Raw genomic sequence first — 14,850 nt, 5'->3', positions numbered from 1 at the left:
AAAAATATTATGAATAATTCGCCTTCGAAGAAATTGCGTCCTAAGAGCCTTGCTGCGTTTGAGCGCGCACAACAGTTGATGCCGGGGGGGGTGAATAGTCCCGCGCGGGCATTTGGTGCGGTGGGGGGCACGCCGATTTTTATTGAGCGCGCCGAGGGGGCTTTTCTCTACGACATCGACGGCAACAAGTACATCGATTACATCGGCTCGTGGGGGCCGATGATTCTGGGGCATCGGCATCCCGCCGTGGTGGAGGCCCTTAACAAAGCGGTGGAACATGGCACGAGCTATGGGGCTCCCACGGAAGCGGAAAGCCAACTTGCCGAAAGAATCATCGACGCAATTGAGTCGGTCGAAAAAGTGCGGCTCGTGAATTCCGGTACCGAAGCCACGATGAGCGCGATTCGCTTGGCGCGGGGTTATACGGGCCGCGAAGTGATCATCAAATTCGCTGGCAACTATCATGGGCATGTCGATAGTTTGCTTGTCGCGGCGGGAAGTTCAGCAGCAACGCTGGGAACGCCCAACTCACCGGGCGTCACGGCTGGCACGGCCAAAGATACGTTAATCTTGGAATACAACGACGTGGCTGGGTTGGAAGCAGCGTTCCAAACTCACGGCAGCCGGATCGCGGGGGTGATCTTCGAACCGATCGTCGGCAACATGGGAGTGGTCATCCCCAGCCAAGATTTTTGCGCGGCTTTGACAAAACTGACCCAGCAGCATGGCGCGCTTTTGATCTGCGACGAAGTAATGACCGGCTTTCGCATCGATTTTGGCGGGGCGCAAAAGTATTTGGGGATTCGCCCCGACATCACCACGATGGGAAAAATCGTCGGCGGGGGCTTGCCCGTAGGCGCCTACGGCGGGCGGGCAGAGATTATGAATCACATTCTGCCGGCGGGCAAAGTCTTTCAAGCTGGCACGTTGAGTGGCAATCCCCTCGCGACGGCGGCGGGTTGCGCGACGCTCAAGCTCTTGAAAGAAGAACCACCTTACGAACGGCTAGAGCAACTTTCGGCACGCTTGGAAGCAGGACTGCGCTCGGCGGCGGAGAAGGCGGGCGTAACGCATGCTTTCGCGCGTGTGGCGAGTATGATGACGCTCTTCTTTGGCAATGGCCCGATCACCGGTTGGCAAAGTGCGAGCCACTGCGATACCGGGCTGTTCGCGAAATTCTTCTGGGGCATGATGGACCGCGGCGTCTATTTGCCATGCAGCCAATACGAAGCGCTGTTTGTGTCGGCGGCACACACCGAGGCGGAAATCGATCAAACAATCAGCGCAGCGGAAGACGTGCTCGTTGAGTTTTCGAAATAGCCGCAATTCAACGAATCGCGGGGTCCTTACGACTTTGCCTGCAAGAATTTTTCTTCAGCGGCACTCTTGCGATAGTAGTTGGGCACGAGTTGAATCGGATCGACCGTGCAGCCTTGTTGGAAAAGCTTGTAGCCGAGTTCGCCCACTACGCTTGCTTGCGGTTGCCATAACTTTTCGTCTGCGGCAGTCACGCCCGTGGGCAGATGTTCTTTTAATTGCGCGAGTGGCGGGCCCACGACAGAATCGCCGGTACGCAATTGGGAGAGCCAGGAGTCGATGCTGAGAATGCGCGTGACGGGCTCACTCGTTTTTTCTTTTCCAGCGAAACTTGCCACGAAGAGTTCCTGACGCTGGGCGTCCATGATGGCCCATAACCGGCCGCTTACTGGCGACACGCTCGCGGCCAGTGCAGCCAAGGTGTGCAAGCCGACGAGCTTGGCTCCCACAGCAAACGCCAACGTCTTTGCTGCGGTCACGCCAATTCGCAGGCCAGTGAAGGAACCGGGCCCTGTGGTCACGCAGACTAAATCAAGTTCCTGGGGCTGCCAGTGGCAGGCATGCAAGAGTTCCTGAATCGTGGGTAGCAAAGTTTGCGCGGAGCGCTCGTCTGCGGGAAGCAGCAGCTCTTGTTGCAACTGAACGCCGTTGCCCTCCCCTATCAGCGCGGCCACGCTGCCTTGTCGTAAACTTGTTTCCAGGCTCAAAATTCTCAAGGGTAGGTGGCTCCGCGGTCTGTGAGTTGGCTGATTTATTGAAACTACCAGTCGCTGCGCCCCCTTCCAAGGGTGGAGGGCGGCATGACCCCACCTTGCGAAAAAAAGCTCGCTTGGCGGGGAACTCGGCGACGATTCAGGGGAAGCCGCCGGTCCGCGACCCGTCGGGCGTTGTCGGGCCACCCCCAGCGGGCGTCCTTGACCCCCTTTCGAGCGGTACTTAGACTGGCGATTTGGCAATGGCATTGTGCAGCAACGTACTGTGTAGCAACGTGTTGGCACGTGCCGCCGCGTGGATAGGAGAGCGCGGGCATGAGGGGATGCTCTCAAGCTAGTCCAGCAACATCGAGTTCAGCTAGTTGATGCGAGGTCGTCTCTCCGGTGAAACGTGCGGTTATCAGCGACATCCACGGCAATTTTGAAGCCTTGCAGGCCGTGTTCGCGCATATTGCCAGCCAAGGCGTCCAAGAAGTTTTCTGTCTTGGCGATATTATCGGTTACGGACCGAATCCCTGTGAGTGCCTCGATCTGGTGATCGAGAAATCAACGGTTTGCCTGCTGGGCAATCACGACCAGGGCGCGATGTTCGACCCCGAGGGATTCAACAGCGGCGCCGAGCGGGCCATTTTCTGGACCCGCAATCAACTGGAAAACTCGACTGGTTCACGCGACCAGATCGACCGCCGCTGGGATTTCCTAGGCACCTTACCGCGTGTTTATCGCGATGAACCTTGGCTATACGTCCACGGCTCGCCCCGCAACCCGGTCAATGAATATGTCTTCCCCGAAGACATTTATAATCAGAAAAAGATGGAAAAGCTCTTCGGCTTGATCAACCGGGGCTGCTTTCAAGGCCACACCCACGTGCCGGGCGTGTTTCTTTCGAGCTTAGAGTTCATCACCCCCGAGCAGACGGGCAATGTGTTTGAATTTCGTGGTGACGAAAAGTTTATGGTCAACGTCGGCTCGGTCGGCCAGCCCCGCGACGGCGATCCACGTTCTTGCTATGTCGTCCAGGAAGACAACAAATTGACGTTCCACCGCGTGGATTACGACTTTGGCAAGACGGCAGAAAAAATCTATCAAACTCCCGATTTGGATAATTTCCTGGGAGACCGCATCAAGGAAGGGCGTTGAGGCCACGGGCGTTTTCGTGTGAAAATGCCGAAAGGTTGGCCGAAACCGGGGCAATTTTCTGGGCAGGCGAGTTCTGATTTCGCCTAATCATCGAGCCCCGATGAGCATACAATGACCAATTCGTTCGAGGTCGGAGACCTCGGCCCCTACAGTCGTTAAGAGAAAGATCAGCAGTCGTGGACCAACGCCGCGTCATTTTATTTTTGGCCCTTTCGTTTGCGGTGCTGGTGCTCAACAGCTTCTTTCTAGCGCCGCCGCGCCCTCCGAAAAAATTAGCCGATAAAGCCAAAGAACAAGCCGTCGCCGACCCGCCGGGCGAAGGGGCTGGCGTCGAAGCCGCCCCCGCCGTGGATGCCGACAAGGAATCGGTGGAAGAGCTCACCGACTTCCCCGAACAGGACGAAAGCGATCTCGCTTATTTGACTCTCGGTTCGGCTGATCCCGCTTCGCCTTATCGGGCGCTGTTCACGCTGACCAATCAAGGGGCCGGTGTGCGACGCGTGGAACTTGCGAATCCGCGGTTCCGCGATTTGCAAGATCGTGGTGGCTACATCGGCCACTTGGAGTTGGTGCCTGATCCTGAAGGCGGATTGCGCGTACAAGTCGTTGGCGCCGGGACACCTGCCGCTGAGGCGGGAGTCGTAGTCGGCGACCGCATCATCTCGGTAGAAGGCGATAAGGAAGCGATCAAGGTTGAAACGGCTCAGCAATTCGCCGAAATTTTGGGGAAGCGACGCCCACGCAATAAGTTTGAGTTCAACGTTGCCCGTGGTGACGAAGCTCCCCAAAAGTTGGTGGCCACGTTGAGCCGTCGCCCGCTCGAAGTGATGCGGCCTGAAAGCGAAAACGTGTTGATGCGCACGAAGGAGCTTCCTAAAGATTTTATCGATGTGCCGTCGTTTGTGTTCACCATGCAGCACGTCGGTAAGGACCGCATACTCCCAGCGACCGAACTTCAGCCCGAGGAACTCGAAATCGAGGGCGTCGCGCTGCGTGACACCTATTGGGAAGTCGCGGCTAGTGACGATGAGAGCGTCACGTTCCGCAAGCTGTTGCCGCAGTATCGGCTGGAATTGATCAAGCGGTATAAGCTCACGCCCATTCCCGAAAAAGAACAAAAAAATCAAAGCTTTCCGGCCTATGGCATCGTGCTGGAAGTCGAAGTTCGCAACTTGGGCGATAAGGCCGTCGATTTGGCTTATCGCTTGGACGGCCCCAACGGCTTGCCGATTGAGGGTTGGTGGTATGCCCGCAAGTTTGGCCGACATTGGGGAACCGCGGGTTTGCGTGACGTGGTGGGTCGCTACTTCGGCGGTAGCACCGAGGAACAAGCGCCGACGACGATTGCCAACGGCGAAGGGGAGGATTTCGAAGGGGGCTCGATGGCGTTCATGGGAGTCGATGCCCAGTATTTCGCCGCGATGATGCTCCCAATGAAGAAATCGCCCGAAGAGGTTTGGCTCGAAGTGGCCCGGCCGATTTCGTTGAGCCCCAAGCCGCGGTCGCGTTCGAGCGATGGTTTGTATGCCAACGTCAGCTGCCGATTGATCAGCAAGACAAACATGCTGCAACCGGGTGAAACGCTGGCCCACTCGTATAACATTTTCACTGGCCCGAAACGTCCTGAATTGTTGTCGCAATATATAGCTTCAAACGATCCGAAATACACGCTAGCCGATTTGATGTACTACGGCTGGTTTGGCAAAGTTGCGCAAGGCATGTTGTGGCTGCTCCACACATTCTACGGCTGGGTCGGCAATTACGGCCTCGCGATCATCATGCTCACTGTGCTCGTGCGAAGCTGCATGTTCCCCATCAGCCGCAAACAAGCCCAAAGTATGGCGAAGATGCAGGAACTCAAGCCGGAACTCGACAAGCTCAAAGAGAAATATGGCAAGGATCCTCAAAAGCAATCGCAGGCCATGCAGGAGTTGTATCGTAAGTACAACATCAATCCGCTGGCTGGTTGCTTGCCGATGTTCATTCAACTCCCGATCTTCGTAGGGTTGTACCGTGCTCTGGCGGTTGACGTGGAATTGCGTCAGGCTCCGCTGTTCAGTGATTCGATTCGCTGGTGTTCGAATCTGGCCGCTCCTGACATGTTCTGGAATTGGTCGGCGATTATGCCTGCCTTCATTACGAACGGCGAGGGGATTTTTGGCCTAGGGCCTTATCTCAATATCCTGCCTTTGGTGACTGTCGGCCTGTTTATTTTGCAGCAAAAGATGTTTATGCCGGAAGCGGCCAACGAACAGGCAGCCCTCCAACAAAAGATCATGACCTACATGATGCTCTTTATGGGCATTATGTTTTACAAAGTCGCGGCGGGGCTGTGCATTTACTTCATCGCTTCGAGCATTTGGGGCATCGCCGAACGTAAGCTTATACCGAAACCTGGGCCAGGAGCGTTAGTCCCCGCGGGCAACGTTGATGTGCCTGCTGGCCGTGGCAGCCGCAATGGTGCCACCTTACGCGATTCACGGCCGAAGAAGAAGCGTTAATAGCAATTCAATCCCAGCCGGAGAGCCACGCTCTCCGGGAAACCCCGGACGGGCGTTGCCGTCCGACTGGGGTGAGATGATTGTAATCCTCACATGATCCCTGACTTGATCGACACGATCGCCGCGATTGGCACGGCCGCGGGTGGCGCGGCGCGAGGGATGATCCGTGTGAGTGGACCGCAAACGGTTGCTTGCCTCTCTCAATGCTTTCTGCCAAAAGTGCCATGCAATCTTGGGTCGACCACTCGTTCGCAAACGATTGCCGGTGAACTGCCGCTGAAAGAAGGTGTAACGCTGCCGTGCGATTTGCTGCTCTGGCCCAATGATCGCAGTTATACGCGGCAACCGAGCGCAGAATTGCATACGCTTGGTTCTCCGCCACTGTTGGAGTTGGCACTGGGCACGCTTTGCCGACATGGCGCACGGATGGCCGAGCCGGGGGAATTCACTTTGCGGGCGTTCCTCGCGGGCCGGCTCGATCTGACCCAGGCCGAAGCCGTGCTGGGGGTCATCGACGCCCAGAACTCTGAGTCGCTGCACACCGCGTTGGGGCAACTCGCCGGGGGATTATCAAAACCGCTGATGGCACTGCGGGAGCAACTCTTGCAACTGCTTGCCCATTTGGAAGCAGGGCTCGATTTCGTCGAAGAAGATATCGAGTTTATTGCTGCGGCAGAAATTGAGTGGCAACTTATCGCGGCTCAACAGTTGGTTGCCGAAACGCTCGCACAACTTATTAGCCGGAACCAGTCTCAGGTGCTACCCAAGGTGGTGCTCGTGGGGCCACCGAACGCGGGCAAAAGCAGTTTGTTCAATGCCCTTGTTGATAAATATCGTGTGAGCGAAGAACAAGATCGCGCACTGGTCTCGGAGCTTGCGGGTACGACGCGGGATTACTTGATGGCCACAGTTGATTTGAATGGGTTCCAATGTGCGTTGATTGATACGGCGGGCGTTGATCCGCTTGTCGCTGGCGTTTCCATTCCAAGGCTGGCTCAAGAAATGACAGGGGAGCAGAAAAAGCAGGCAGACTGTCAGGTGCAATGTTTTGATGCCACCGCGCCATGGGAGTCTTGGCCTGAGTCTCCCCTGGGTCAAACAACAATCTTGGTTCAAACTAAAAGCGATTTGCTATCCGAGCAACTTGAAGCCCCCCAACAAGCGGGAATGTTTCGGTGCAGCAGCCGAACGGGCGAAGGTTTGGAACTATTAGCACAAGCGATTGCAACCCAACTTGGTTCGACGCCCCAAGCTGGGGCCGTGGCCTCGACGACGGCACGATGTACCGACAGTTTACGCCGCGCGGCAGAATCACTGGAATCGACGCTCGCACTTGTGCGTGCCGGTGGGGGCAACGAACTCCTGGCGGCGGATCTCCGTAGTGCGCTTGCGGAACTAGGCCGCGTGGTGGGGGCTGTTTACACGGATGACGTATTGGATCGGATTTTTAGCCAGTTTTGTATTGGGAAATAGCCACCCGTGGCGTGCGCATTTGATTCAACTGGTTAGTTGCAACTGATCGTTACCAATAAAATTCCGCTAGGGCGCTAAGCAGTTTCCCTGGTTGCTGGTCGATAAACTTTCAGAACGATGTTTTGGAGACGACTCCTTAGCTCGCTTCGCTTGGCATATGCCCAGGAAAAATGTGATGGCCCACGGACTGGTTATGTTCTCTCACCGCAAATTGCAACAATCTGTCCGTCGCTTCGCGGGGATTTGCTGCATCGGAATCTTTGCGGCATCGGCAGGACCGTTGCAGGCGGTAGAGAACGCCTGGTTTGATGTGGCCTACGCATCGATCACCAAGCCCGAACTCACGGGGCATGTGAATTTCTTGGCGGGGGACATCCTCGAAGGACGTGAAGCCGGCTCACGGGGCGGACACGCCGCGGGTAAATATATTGTCGACCATCTCCAGGAAATCGGTCTGCAACCCGCGGGGGTCGACGGGACCTATTTCCAAGCATTCCGCGGCAATCAGCGCAATATTCTTGCCATACTGCCGGGTAGCGATCCGCAGTTGAAAGACGAATACCTGCTCGTCGGCGCGCACTACGATCACGTCGGCTACGGCAAAAAAAGCAACAGCTACGGCCCGTTTGGCTACGTGCATAATGGTGCCGACGACAATGCCAGTGGCGTCTCGGCTGTGTTGGAATTGGTCGACGCGATGACCCGCACCGAACATCGCCCCAAGCGGTCGATCCTGTTTGCCTTTTGGGATGGCGAGGAAAAAGGCCTGCTCGGTTCCGCGCACTGGGCCAAGCAGCCAACCTTGCCGCTCGATAACATGAAGCTAGGAATCAACATCGACATGGTAGGTCGGCTCACCGATGGGCGAATCGAAGTCGGCGGTTCACGGTGTGCCCCTGGCTTGCGTCGTCAGCTCAGCACAACTCGGCTGGATGATGCGTGGCTCGATTTCAGTTGGGAATATAAAGAGAACAGCGATCACTGGACATTCTTTCAGGCTCAGGTGCCGTCGATTTACATCCACACCGGCTTGCATGACGACTATCATCGCCCCTCGGACGATGTCGAAAAGATCAACGTCGAAGGCATCCGGTTAATCACCGGCTATCTGTTGGAGAAAGTCGAAGAACTGGCCGATACCGAAACGCTGCCCGGATTTCGTAACGAATCGCGGATGGATACACCATTCACGCAACGGCGCGTTGAACGGCCGCTCCCTCCTTTGGCCTCACGGTTGAATTTCACGACCGAAGCAGTTCCCGGTGAGCCCAACAAACTGCAAATCAATCGCGTGTTCAGTAGTGATAGTCTTGTTGCCGCGGGAGATCGAATTGTCGCGGTGAATCAATTGCCAGTTGAGAATCCCGCAATGCTGGAAACAATGGCCCTACGGAGCGGCAGCGTGTTACCAGTGACCATCGAACGGCCCGGCGTTGAAGAGAAACTGGAAGTCGAAGTTCAGCTCTCGGGCAATCCGGTCCACTTGGGTCTCTCGTGGCGGGAAGATCCCGTGGAACCGCAGACGGTGTACATCACGCGCGTCGTGCCGCATTCGCCCGCTGCGCTGGCCGGTTTTCAAGTCAATGATCGTATCTACAGCGTCGACGGCAACCAGTTTGCCGGCCGCGACGAATTGCTGAGCCGCGTGCAACAATTGCTCGCCGAGAATACGCCGCGGATACGCTTTGAAGTGGAAACGCGGGGCATCGTTCGCCAAGTCGAAGTGCCCCTGACGCCAGTTCATGCTCCCGGCAGCGATGCCACACTATAGCTTTTCGGCCAATTCACGCAGCCGTTTCCAAGTGTAGAGCCCCGAATTGTGGCCGTCGGACCATTCGAGGCGAACCGCGTAGTTCCCCACGAGGTCCATCTTCTGGATCACGATGTCGTCGGGAACGCTCGCCGGGTCGAGAATTTGCTCGCCGGTCCATTCATTGACGCAGTGCGCACATTCGCATTGCCGGCGGAGAAACGCGAGCAGGAAATCGGCTTGGGTATCGGGCCATGTGATCCGGAGAACGCCTTCTTCGCGGAGGGCCTGCAAATTGGTGGGGAGTTCGTTCATGAAAATGCTTGGAAAACCGTGGAAATCGCGTGGCTGCGGGCTGGCAGCTGACGCCTAGTTTCAAACGCAAGAGGCGATTATACTTTGGTGCTGCCCGCTCTGGCGTGGCAATGATTGTAATGGGGATGTGGCGGAATTGGCAGACGCGCTGGATTTAGGTTCCAGTTCCTTCGGGAGTGCAGGTTCAACTCCTGTCATCCCTACTAAAAAGCCGTGAGCTCTCAAAGTTCTGTTCTCGGCTATAAAAAACGAGCCCGTAGCTCAGTCGGTAGAGCAACGGACTTTTAATGCAAAACGGGAAAACGCTAGAATCCGAAGGCCTAGCGTTTTCCCGTGTTTTTTGCAAAGTCTGGTCTCAGGGGTATCGCTCTGAATACCCCTTTATCGCCCCTCGCGGGTGTCAGTGACACCCGGCTATTTGGCTTTCACTTCTGGTTGGCCCAAGGCAAGAGATATCATGGTGGTTGATCCAACCGCCAGGAGCAAGAACAAGATAGGAATCAACAGAGAAAATACCTTTGGTGTCTCGCCTGATTCGGTGGGCAAAAGGCTTGCCAGCGGGTAGAGCATCGCTCCCACGATCCAGAACAGCACATTCACGATGAGGACACTTTTCTTGGACGTAGCCATCAACGGTTCCTTTCGGCGGCGGATTAGATGTTACTGACTCCTCCAGCAATTCTCGCACGGTCTAAAGCAGGCTGGAAGCCCTTACCAGTGCGAACACCTTGGAAGGGGCATTCTAGCGATTTGGCAGGCCCTCAGGGAGGATTTGAATAGGGTAGGACACTGGAAATTTGTGGCAAATAGTGGAGAATCTTGTCGCTGTGCCGTCGTTTTTTCGGAAGAACCGCGTAACTTCAATGTTCAAACATCATAAAACACAGGATCACAGATAGCATGGATGATGAAATACAAAAGCCTGTACCAATTGAGGGTTTTCTTGCTTTGAATGACTTTACAAAGTCTGTCATTCTATTGTTAATCCCCGGGATTATCAGCGGTGTAGGTATCGGTGTGAGATATGCTTTTGAGAGAGGTTATTGCGCCTATTTCAATATCCCAACAGATTTTATCACTCTTGATTTGGCAGATTATTTACTGTCTGGATTTATCGCCTTTGTGTTCGTGGGAATTTTGCTAGTAATGGGAGCCATTTTCATAGAAACTATTATGTGGCATGCTGCAATATGGGTGAAATTTACCACCGCAATAGTACTGGTATGCATAGTCGCTGCTGTTATCCATTTCATTGTCAACCGCTCACTAGATATCAACGTATTTGCTTGCGTTTTCATAGGTATTACTTTTGGACTTGCGTGGCGACTTCGTGGTTTCACAATTTGGCCGACTATACTTCAATTGGTCGTCTGTCTTGTGGGAATTTTTGCGTTCGCGGATTTTGGGAATCAAATACATGTTATTCTCTGGAGTGCTCTGATATCTGGAATAGTGATGGTACTTTTAGCAACACTCTTACCAGCAGAGCCTGTGAACAAGATTTCTTCGTTTCGCAGCAGCTACAGTCTTCTCGATAAGATTGTTGTTGCGGTTTGCTTTTTAATGCTTCTCAGCGTAATCCCTGCGTGGGTGGCATACTCTGTTGGGCAGTGGCACGCACTATATCAAGTAAGTTTTTTCCATCGACTGTCAGAGCCGAACAAACTTTTAGTCGCCACCTATGGCGAAAACTCAATATTTGTAGAAGTTGAGCAAACGCGTAATTCTACCTACAAGCTCGCGAATAAATTGGCTGTCGTCACTTCAGAATCGCTCTCGGGTGATAGTCTAGAGCTGCGGAACACTGGATTTATTCTTCCTGCAAGCTGGGAACCGCCTACCGTGACCTTAAAGCAATGAATGCTAGTCAATGCAAAACGTGGTCAGATTCTAAATTCTCAGCAGCCGCCAGAATGTCTTCACGTAGGACGCTGATAGTCGTACACCGGCAATGGATTCTCTCTTCCGGGGGAAGACTGTACTGGCCGGGATAGTCGCACTCGTGGCCACCGATCAAAAACGAACCGTTGACGGGAACCGTTTGGCCGTGGGCTTGCTCGTGGGTTTCGCGGGTTTCTTTGTCGCCGATTGCCAGCCACTTTTTGGAAGTAACCGCACTGCCCAGGCTTTCCATCGCAGCCTGATGGCCAGCACTGAGAGCCCCGGTTGTCTCCGTTCTCGATATGCGATACGCGCGGCGTCTTGCCTCATACCCACCAATATGCTCGCGGATGTTCATTCCGATTTGGTAAGTGCTTAGCCCCTCTTCGATGCCCGCTTGAATCACAGCCCGTAGGTCAGCTTCAACTCCGCGCTGGATGTCTTCCCAGTAAGGTTGGCTCGTGCTGTCTTCCAGGCTTTGCAGGATGCGTTGTTTGACGTTCTGAGGGATGAATTGCCATACTAACTCGTCATTAGCGTTGAAGTCTTTAGAATGGCTCTGGTGCGATTTCGCGGCGCGTAGTTCTTGCTTCGCACCCTGGATCATCATGGCCCCTAGGTTGCGTTGGATGATGGGCAGAAACTTCTCGTGCTGGACAGCCGGTTGGAAGATCATTGCCAATTGGTCAGTTGAAAAATTTTCAGGAAAGATTTCAGAGATGGCATCGGCTACTCTGTCGGCTTGCTCCCTGAAGAATCGTTGCAAGGCTGTGGCGAAACTCTTCTCAGCAGCGGAATGAGTCTTGAGCCACAGTCTGACACGTTCTGACAGCGGGTCCATGCTTAAACCCTCGCATGGCCGTTAAGTCGGAAAGTCTTCTCAGGTTCGGTTTCAGTCCCCAGGGGATTGCCCAGCGAGTCAGTACGAACATCACCACCAGCAAGGGGTTCTAGGTTCAAGACGTTGGCTCGAAACTCGTTGGTGGTGACATCTCCAGCAGCTCGTGCTGTCTGCCATTCTTTGAGCTTCTGTTCTGGGTCGTGAACGCGGCAAGGTTCCACCCAGGCGGTAAGCTTTTGACCGTACCATAACCGACACCAGCGGGTCAGGCTCTGTGACATCAACTCGCAGATAGGGCCAATGGTTTCTGAGCAGAAGTTTTGCTCTGCCACGACGGCACTAGCCCTGTTGGCCCCTTCGATTTCCCCCACGACAATCGGGTTGACCCCGAACGCCTGAAGGATGCGTGATTTGGTTTGGTTACCGGAGCTAAGAAAATCCATCTCTTGCGGGCTGGTGGTGAGCTTCTCCACGCCTTCGATCATGCCATCAACGATCAAGGGATTCTGCCGATTCACAGTCCCGCCGTACTGCTTGAGGATGGCAGAGATAATTTCCTGACGCTGGCCACCGTTCAAGGTAGGGCGGATGCCTTGATCGTTTTTGCCAACTCTGACCAATAGACCGGGGTTGATACCGTTCAAGAAAGCCCGATGTTGCGCGTGTTGAATCTCTTCATCCGTGGCCACAGCTAAGGCTTGGGACTGCAATGGCGAGACAGCACCGAACGGATTAGACGGGTCAGGAAAGCTATACGCAATGATGGCTTCCGGGGGTAGCTCGTGCTCTTCCAGGCCAGTTGGTTTGAGCTTCCAACCACCCCGCATGGCGTCACTCGGCTCAATCCAGTGCGACGGAATCGGCCAGATTTCCAAACCCTTTTCAGCCTCACTCACCCACCAATAGCCACGGCCTGTTAAGAGCATGCTGGCCACCGTGGAGAACATCAACGACCACTTAACCATGATGGGGTTCGGATCACACAACGCGTCAAGGAATTCATGATTTTCGATAGGGGCCAACTTGTCCCCCAGGCTCTTCAGCGAATTTGGCAAGAAGAGCTTCTTACCTTTGGGACGCTCCCCTAATTTGGCGAGACAAATATCTTGACCAGCAATGCGAGATGCGATGGCACGGACGGCCACGAACGTCCAGCCCCTAAAATGCCGGTACTGTTCACTGTGGCGAGACAGCTTGCTCTGATTCAAGCTCATACCGATTGTGCCACTGGTCAGCATGGCACCGGGAGAAGACGCAGCAGCGGCCTTGGCATGGCCGTACATCGTACTGGCTTCCGAGAACGCATTATCGAGATAGTTGCTCATGCGTTCCCTCACTGTCCGCACGCTGGCGGATATAGGCTGCCGTCTCCGCTTTGACCCGCTCACGATCACGGGCGATCACAGTAGCCAAAGACTCCAACTCAGCATCCTTGATCGTTAGGACACGCTTCAGGGCCTCTAGCTGGCTCTCCAGGTCCAAGATGCGCTTGGCTTGCTGCTGCCTGACACGATCAGTTTTGCGTCTGAAGATTTTGAACATAAATAATCCCGGCTTCGGTCTACAGGCGGCGTGTTCCTCCACCGGGCCTCTCGTTGAGGATCAAAAACCCCGCGTTGCGTGAGGAGGTACGTTCACACTGACAACGCGGGGAAGCTAGCAAAAGCCTGCTTCTATTTTGTTATTTTGTTTCGGCCAACTTGTTGAGCAGTTGGGCCATCAAGTCGGACTGGCGTTCAATGGCTGCAACGAGTCGGTCGTTCGTGTCAGGGCGTTCCGTGCTGAAGAAACGCCTTTGAACTTTGCTTTCGTCGATCTTCGGAAACTCCCCTTCGATCACCCGGGCTTTGCCGCTGGTGACCAGTTCCCGCATGTAGAACACCCAGGTCGCTACATCGGCACCTTGAAAGACTTCTCGTTGCGGGGGGAGCTTCTGCCCCATACCCTCGATGCGTTCCCGGATGGCCTTGAACTTCTCATCGTACAGCGGGTCAAGGATGACACCTTCAGCCGTCACTAGGTCCAGGCTCAATAGCTGGCCGGGAATCGGCTCTGGCCACAACGAGTGGAGCTTGCCCGCGTTGGGTTCTTTTACCCGATGCAAGTCAAATTTCCCTCGAATCGGCTTCTGCAAGGGCCGGAAGACGACGTTACTGTTCTGTGGCGTGTCGACTTCGATCACCACTAAGTTAGATTTTGACATGGCTTGCCGCCTCCTATAAAAGATCACCATCAACTAGGCTGGGAAGTTATGCTTGGGCGTTGTCGGTATAGCTGAACGCTGCCCCATCCATCACGCGGCCACCGAAACGACCACGCACGACCAACAGCACCTGATTCTTGAGTGCAAGCTCCTTGCCTTGATCGGTGAAGCGAACTTCTTGAGCTTGTCGGCGATACAAGCGATATTTGGCGAGACAGCCAAAAGCCCAGTAGTTGTTTGGCAGGCTGTTGTTAATCAGGAATGGGTAGTCGAGAATCGTGTAATCGTTGTGAGTCATGCCGAAAACTCGGCGTTCATCGGAAGCACCAACAGGGATGCCACGAGCACGACGATAGGTCACATCGTTGGCAATGAATGCAGGCCGCAAGTTAAGCTGACGAAATTGCTTGGCGACAGAGAAGACTAGGGCTTCCACATCATCAACTTGTGCTACGGCACCAGACCCACCGGCTGGATTGCCGATGTCCGTAGTTCCTGACGCATTGGCAATGCCTTGGGGTTGAGTCGTACCGTTGCCCAGCACAATCACACGATCTAGCTCAGATAGCATCCGCTGGCCGATGTTCTCCAGCAAGATACGGCCAACGTCGACAGCCGAGTCGGACATAAGATCACGACCGATTTCGACAGCACACGCCACGGGATGAATACTCGTGTCGATGCCAGCCACCAGCGAAGCGGTATCGAACGGGGTC

General features: G+C 54.7%; 14 protein-coding genes and 1 tRNA gene. 7 read left to right on the top strand and 8 right to left on the bottom strand.

Annotation, left to right across the window (positions count from 1 at the left end):
- The first annotated feature begins 9 nt into the window (after nt 1–9).
- The gene (gene hemL / locus AC6T8Q_RS18530) at nt 10–1,320 is read left to right on the top strand and encodes a glutamate-1-semialdehyde 2,1-aminomutase (RefSeq protein WP_500680494.1); all 1,311 of its coding nucleotides are present in this window, start codon (nt 10–12) and stop codon (nt 1,318–1,320) included.
- Nucleotides 1,321–1,346: 26 nt separating this feature from the next.
- Here the strand turns inward: hemL and tsaB are convergent, their stop codons facing one another.
- Nucleotides 1,347–2,033 carry a tRNA (adenosine(37)-N6)-threonylcarbamoyltransferase complex dimerization subunit type 1 TsaB gene (gene tsaB / locus AC6T8Q_RS18525; protein ID WP_500680493.1) on the bottom strand — a complete coding sequence of 229 codons (687 nt, stop codon included), beginning with the start codon at nt 2,031–2,033 and terminating at the stop codon, nt 1,347–1,349.
- Nucleotides 2,034–2,414: 381 nt separating this feature from the next.
- Between tsaB and AC6T8Q_RS18520 the strand changes: the two genes are divergently transcribed.
- From AC6T8Q_RS18520 to AC6T8Q_RS18505, 4 genes are all read left to right on the top strand, one after another.
- Entirely contained in the window at nt 2,415–3,170 is a 756-nt protein-coding gene (locus AC6T8Q_RS18520; RefSeq protein WP_496919118.1) for a metallophosphoesterase family protein, read from the top strand.
- A 176-nt stretch (nt 3,171–3,346) separates the two neighbouring features.
- Nucleotides 3,347–5,671: a YidC/Oxa1 family insertase periplasmic-domain containing protein gene (locus tag AC6T8Q_RS18515; protein ID WP_500680492.1), complete on the top strand. Its 2,325-nt coding sequence runs from the start codon at nt 3,347–3,349 to the stop codon at nt 5,669–5,671.
- Between the two features lie 93 nt (nt 5,672–5,764).
- On the top strand, nt 5,765–7,144 hold the full coding sequence (locus tag AC6T8Q_RS18510; RefSeq protein WP_500680491.1) for a tRNA modification GTPase: 1,380 nt from the start codon (nt 5,765–5,767) through the stop codon (nt 7,142–7,144).
- 175 nt (nt 7,145–7,319) lie between these two features.
- The gene (locus AC6T8Q_RS18505) at nt 7,320–8,915 is read left to right on the top strand and encodes a M20/M25/M40 family metallo-hydrolase (protein WP_500680490.1); all 1,596 of its coding nucleotides are present in this window, start codon (nt 7,320–7,322) and stop codon (nt 8,913–8,915) included.
- Here the strand turns inward: AC6T8Q_RS18505 and AC6T8Q_RS18500 are convergent.
- Nucleotides 8,910–9,209, bottom strand: coding sequence for a DUF971 domain-containing protein (locus AC6T8Q_RS18500; RefSeq protein WP_500680489.1), 300 nt, complete (start codon nt 9,207–9,209; stop codon nt 8,910–8,912). The genes AC6T8Q_RS18505 and AC6T8Q_RS18500 overlap by 6 nt on opposite strands.
- A gap of 121 nt (nt 9,210–9,330) precedes the next feature.
- Here AC6T8Q_RS18500 and AC6T8Q_RS18495 point away from each other — a divergent pair.
- Nucleotides 9,331–9,412 (top strand) — tRNA-Leu (locus tag AC6T8Q_RS18495).
- A 211-nt stretch (nt 9,413–9,623) separates the two neighbouring features.
- Here AC6T8Q_RS18495 and AC6T8Q_RS18490 read toward each other — a convergent pair.
- Entirely contained in the window at nt 9,624–9,839 is a 216-nt protein-coding gene (locus tag AC6T8Q_RS18490; RefSeq protein WP_500680488.1) for a hypothetical protein, read from the bottom strand.
- Between the two features lie 270 nt (nt 9,840–10,109).
- Between AC6T8Q_RS18490 and AC6T8Q_RS18485 the strand changes: the two genes are divergently transcribed.
- Nucleotides 10,110–11,069: a hypothetical protein gene (locus AC6T8Q_RS18485; RefSeq protein WP_500680487.1), complete on the top strand. Its 960-nt coding sequence runs from the start codon at nt 10,110–10,112 to the stop codon at nt 11,067–11,069.
- A gap of 7 nt (nt 11,070–11,076) precedes the next feature.
- Here the strand turns inward: AC6T8Q_RS18485 and AC6T8Q_RS18480 are convergent, their stop codons facing one another.
- From AC6T8Q_RS18480 to AC6T8Q_RS18460, 5 genes are all read right to left on the bottom strand, one after another.
- Nucleotides 11,077–11,931 carry a phage head morphogenesis protein gene (locus AC6T8Q_RS18480; RefSeq protein ID WP_500680486.1) on the bottom strand — a complete coding sequence of 285 codons (855 nt, stop codon included), beginning with the start codon at nt 11,929–11,931 and terminating at the stop codon, nt 11,077–11,079.
- Nucleotides 11,932–11,933: 2 nt separating this feature from the next.
- On the bottom strand, nt 11,934–13,256 hold the full coding sequence (locus tag AC6T8Q_RS18475) for a phage portal protein (protein ID WP_500680485.1): 1,323 nt from the start codon (nt 13,254–13,256) through the stop codon (nt 11,934–11,936).
- Nucleotides 13,237–13,473, bottom strand: coding sequence for a hypothetical protein (locus tag AC6T8Q_RS18470; RefSeq protein WP_500680484.1), 237 nt, complete (start codon nt 13,471–13,473; stop codon nt 13,237–13,239). The genes AC6T8Q_RS18475 and AC6T8Q_RS18470 overlap by 20 nt, the downstream gene beginning before the upstream one ends.
- 139 nt (nt 13,474–13,612) lie before the next feature.
- Nucleotides 13,613–14,134 carry a hypothetical protein gene (locus AC6T8Q_RS18465; RefSeq protein WP_500680483.1) on the bottom strand — a complete coding sequence of 174 codons (522 nt, stop codon included), beginning with the start codon at nt 14,132–14,134 and terminating at the stop codon, nt 13,613–13,615.
- A gap of 46 nt (nt 14,135–14,180) precedes the next feature.
- The coding region (locus tag AC6T8Q_RS18460; RefSeq protein ID WP_500680482.1) for a phage major capsid protein at nt 14,181–14,850 on the bottom strand (670 nt) is incomplete at its 5' end.

This window comes from Bythopirellula sp. (assembly GCF_041737835.1).
In the GTDB taxonomy this organism is placed as follows: Bacteria; Planctomycetota; Planctomycetia; order Pirellulales; family Lacipirellulaceae; genus Bythopirellula.
Note: the sequence above shows the minus strand (reverse complement) of the source record. Positions and strands in the feature narration are given on the sequence as shown.

Bases quoted from the DNA above. Each gene is read 5' to 3' on its own strand.
- AC6T8Q_RS18510 (WP_500680491.1), top strand. From the start codon at position 5,765: ATGATCCCTGACTTGATCGACACGATCGCCGCGATTGGCACGGCCGCG.
- AC6T8Q_RS18505 (WP_500680490.1), top strand. From the start codon at position 7,320: ATGGCCCACGGACTGGTTATGTTCTCTCACCGCAAATTGCAACAATCT.
- AC6T8Q_RS18480 (WP_500680486.1), bottom strand. From the start codon at position 11,931: ATGGACCCGCTGTCAGAACGTGTCAGACTGTGGCTCAAGACTCATTCC.
- AC6T8Q_RS18500 (WP_500680489.1), bottom strand. From the start codon at position 9,209: ATGAACGAACTCCCCACCAATTTGCAGGCCCTCCGCGAAGAAGGCGTT.
- AC6T8Q_RS18485 (WP_500680487.1), top strand. From the start codon at position 10,110: ATGGATGATGAAATACAAAAGCCTGTACCAATTGAGGGTTTTCTTGCT.
- AC6T8Q_RS18470 (WP_500680484.1), bottom strand. From the start codon at position 13,473: ATGTTCAAAATCTTCAGACGCAAAACTGATCGTGTCAGGCAGCAGCAA.
- AC6T8Q_RS18465 (WP_500680483.1), bottom strand. From the start codon at position 14,134: ATGTCAAAATCTAACTTAGTGGTGATCGAAGTCGACACGCCACAGAAC.
- AC6T8Q_RS18475 (WP_500680485.1), bottom strand. From the start codon at position 13,256: ATGAGCAACTATCTCGATAATGCGTTCTCGGAAGCCAGTACGATGTAC.
- hemL (WP_500680494.1), top strand. From the start codon at position 10: ATGAATAATTCGCCTTCGAAGAAATTGCGTCCTAAGAGCCTTGCTGCG.
- AC6T8Q_RS18490 (WP_500680488.1), bottom strand. From the start codon at position 9,839: ATGGCTACGTCCAAGAAAAGTGTCCTCATCGTGAATGTGCTGTTCTGG.